Annotated in this window: 4 protein-coding genes and 1 tRNA gene; 1 reads left to right on the forward strand and 4 read right to left on the reverse strand. The window is 60.2% G+C overall.

Annotation, left to right across the window (positions count from 1 at the left end; translation table 11 throughout):
* On the forward strand, positions 1 to 602 hold a 602-nt coding region (locus EN984_RS28500), incomplete at its 5' end, for an ATP-binding cassette domain-containing protein (protein WP_164765706.1).
* 33 nt (positions 603 to 635) lie between these two features.
* Here EN984_RS28500 and EN984_RS28505 read toward each other — a convergent pair.
* The 4 genes from EN984_RS28505 to EN984_RS28525 form a co-directional block, all read right to left on the reverse strand.
* Positions 636 to 980, reverse strand: a complete 345-nt coding sequence (locus tag EN984_RS28505) for a hypothetical protein (protein WP_127270013.1) — start codon at positions 978 to 980, stop codon at positions 636 to 638.
* Between the two features lie 225 nt (positions 981 to 1,205).
* Positions 1,206 to 1,649, reverse strand: a complete 444-nt coding sequence (locus tag EN984_RS39040; RefSeq protein ID WP_236382860.1) for a hypothetical protein — start codon at positions 1,647 to 1,649, stop codon at positions 1,206 to 1,208.
* Positions 1,650 to 1,655: 6 nt separating this feature from the next.
* Complete coding sequence (locus tag EN984_RS28515) at positions 1,656 to 1,826, reverse strand: hypothetical protein (RefSeq protein WP_348628068.1); 171 nt, start codon at positions 1,824 to 1,826, stop codon at positions 1,656 to 1,658.
* Positions 1,827 to 2,653: 827 nt separating this feature from the next.
* Positions 2,654 to 2,730, reverse strand: a tRNA-Pro gene (locus EN984_RS28525).
* Between the last annotated feature and the right edge of the window lie 305 nt (positions 2,731 to 3,035).

A 3,035-nucleotide genomic window follows, 5' to 3' on the forward strand; every position in this document is an offset into this window, starting at 1 on the left:
GGCTTATCCGTTTCGGTGATCGCGACATTTCCCAAGCCGACAGGCAGGCGATGCGGCCGCTGCGGCGCCAGATGCAGCTCGTCTTCCAGGATCCGTTCGGCTCGCTGTCGCCGCGCATGACCGTCGGCCAAGTCATCACCGAAGGACTTCTGGTGCATGAGCCTGATCTTTCGGGCAAGCAGCGTGATCAACGCGCGGTCGACGCCTTGCGCGAGGTCGGCCTCGACCCCAACGCACGCAATCGCTACCCGCACGAATTCTCCGGCGGCCAGCGGCAGCGCATCGCCATTGCTCGCGCCATGATCCTGAAGCCCAGGCTGGTGGTATTGGATGAGCCGACCTCGGCGCTCGATCGCTCTGTGCAGAAACAGATCGTCGAACTGCTGCGCAAGCTGCAGGCGGACCACGAATTGTCCTATCTCTTCATCAGCCACGATCTGTCGGTCGTGCGCGCCATGGCCGACTACATCATCGTCATGAAACAGGGCAAGATCGTCGAGGAAGGGCCGACTGAGGCGATCTTCAGCGATCCGCGGCACGCCTACACACAGACGCTGATGGCCGCGGCGATCGACGTGACGCGATTTCGCCTGAGCGCCTGAACCGGGCTCCGCACCGAGGCATTGGCTGTCCGCTCAATTCGCGGACCTGGGGCACTTGCGTGCTCGCACAGCGGCAATGGCATCCTGTTGCTGCTTAAGCCGGTCGATCCTGGCTGTTTCGCGGTTGGCTACCGCGGTCTTCACGCGTGAGCCGCCGAGCAGCCAGCGTGGAACATTGGTGTTGGCCACCTTGCCGCGCGTGATTGCCGTTTGCGAGATGTCACGGGCGACGTCTCCCATCGCCCTGTTGAGGTCGGTGCACGTCATCGAATCGTATTTCGCTGCATCGACGGTTCTGCCGAGCGATGAACAGCCAGTGAAGAGAACCAGCGTCATCACAAGAATCAAGGGCGGGGCTGTGGTTGAATTCAAATTCATGTCGCACTCGGCCCGCCGTTTGGCTGACTCCATCAGGTCCATCGACCCTAAAGCCGACGGACCTTTTCGTCAAAATATGCGGCCCGCGAAGAAACCTGCCACCGGCCAGCCTTTGCGTCCGGCGCAGGAACATTCTCTGCCACTCGAATTGCTATCTGGCGCGTGTTGGGTTCAATCACTGGTGAACGCAGAGAGCCCGTCCCGGCGACGTCGGGCGGTCCTTTCCTACGCTGCTTCGGCCACGAACGTCGACGGGGAGCAACCGCCGAGCACTGTCTGAGCGATGTCGGCGTCATTTTCATCGACATGCGCCATCACCAGAACCACCCCCTCGGCAACGTCTTGATCATCCGCCTTCATGGCGGCCATGGCGAATGTTCCAAACAGACCGCCGGCAACGCCGCCGCAGACCGCGCCAGCCACCGCTGCTGGCAACACGCTCGCAGCAAGAGGATTGATGCCATGGGCCGCAACGGCGCTCAGGCAGGCCAACACGCCGGCGGCAGCGCCAAGTAACGATCCCAAAGCGGAAACCCTAAGAGATCCCGCCTCGTTATTGTAAGGCCCGATGATGGCGATCTGTACGCGAGGAATTCCGGCCGCCACCAAGTCGCTGGCGACCCGCGCCGCATCGGCGGGGGAATCAAAAAGTCTGCTAATCGTCGGCATGGTCGCTTAACGCTTCTGGCTGTTCAGCGTCGTGTCGGTGAGGAATGACGCGGCAATCAGGTCGTCAACCTCGATTAGGCCCTCGTCGCCCTCCATGATGGCCGCGACCTTCTGGAAGGTCTTCATCTCGTCTTCGGTAATCTGGGCTTCCTGCATCCTGGCTTTGATCTCTGTCATCCGCATGCCAAGGGCATGGGATTTCTTGGTCTCACGGTTCGACATGCTGCTGCTCTTTAGTTTTTCATTGATCATTTTCGCCCACCACCCGAATTTGGGGCAAGGGCAAGCGTTTCCAACCTGGACTTCGGTCGGGCAGGGGCTGGACTTAAGTCTGGTTGCGGGCGTGATTGGGATGCGTGCCAAAGGCCTCTCGTGGCCCCACTCCCATCAAGACCCGACTCCCATCAAGAATCGGGGCCGGATTCCTGCGTCGGTACCCGTCGTTCGATCACCACGGGATGGTGCCGATGGGTTAGGACGAAACCTGTCACGACAGTGCTGTCGTGGTGATGATGCCGGCGCCTATGATCATGGGACGCACGACGGAACATTAGGCGTGCCTGATGGTTTATTTCTCGCAGCCGGGATCACGATTTGGTGGTCTGCTGCAGATCAGTCGGCAAAGGCTGGTCGGCCCGCGTTCTCCGCCAGAGGCGCGGGCTTCCCCAGGCAGCAGGAGAGAGATCATGAACAACATCATTTGGCTCGTTGGAGCTGTAGTCATCGTGATAGCGATCTTGAGCTTTTTTGGCCTCCGCTGAGCGGAAACGCGCGTACCAGTTGAGATGTTTTCCGGGATCTGTCCGCGAGCGCAGGCATGAAGGCATCAGGCGGCCGGTTGGACCGTCTGGTTACTGTCCAGTGCAAGAGGCATCGCTGTCGGCCGAGTCACAGAGGCACGGCGAATAGAAATTCGCCCATCCGACTGACGGGGGACGCGAGTAGTCTCGCTTGAGGGGCAGGTGGAGCGCCGAAGTCGGGATGCGCTAACTCTTTGTTTTCTCTGGTCGGAGTGGCAGGATTTGAACCTGCGACCCCCTCGTCCCGAACGAGGTGCGCTACCAGGCTGCGCTACACTCCGTGACCAGACCGCGGGCTTATAGCCGCCACACTTGGTTCCTGCAAGCGGCACGGCGGCACTTCTGTCGCATTTCGTCGGCTTTCGTCGAGCATTGCCCGAAAGGCCCGGATTCCCTTCCGGAATAAACGTGGCCTAAAGCCTTGTGTGCTAAGCCGCAGCCCTCGACAATTCGTAATTTCTGCCATTCGGAGTTTCCAGTCTTGTCTTTCAGCATCGTTGGCGACGCCCGGCCCAACAGTTTCGAATTCGAAACCGAAGCGCTGATCAAGCCATCCGGCTTTCGCGAATATGATGCGCGCTGGTGG

Origin of the sequence: Mesorhizobium sp. M7A.F.Ca.CA.004.12.1.1 (assembly GCF_003997835.1) — a bacterium.
In the GTDB taxonomy this organism is placed as follows: Bacteria; Pseudomonadota; Alphaproteobacteria; order Rhizobiales; family Rhizobiaceae; genus Mesorhizobium.

Bases quoted from the DNA above. Each gene is read 5' to 3' on its own strand.
- EN984_RS28505 (WP_127270013.1), bottom strand. From the start codon at position 980: ATGAATTTGAATTCAACCACAGCCCCGCCCTTGATTCTTGTGATGACG.
- EN984_RS39040 (WP_236382860.1), bottom strand. From the start codon at position 1,649: ATGCCGACGATTAGCAGACTTTTTGATTCCCCCGCCGATGCGGCGCGG.
- EN984_RS28515 (WP_348628068.1), bottom strand. From the start codon at position 1,826: ATGACAGAGATCAAAGCCAGGATGCAGGAAGCCCAGATTACCGAAGAC.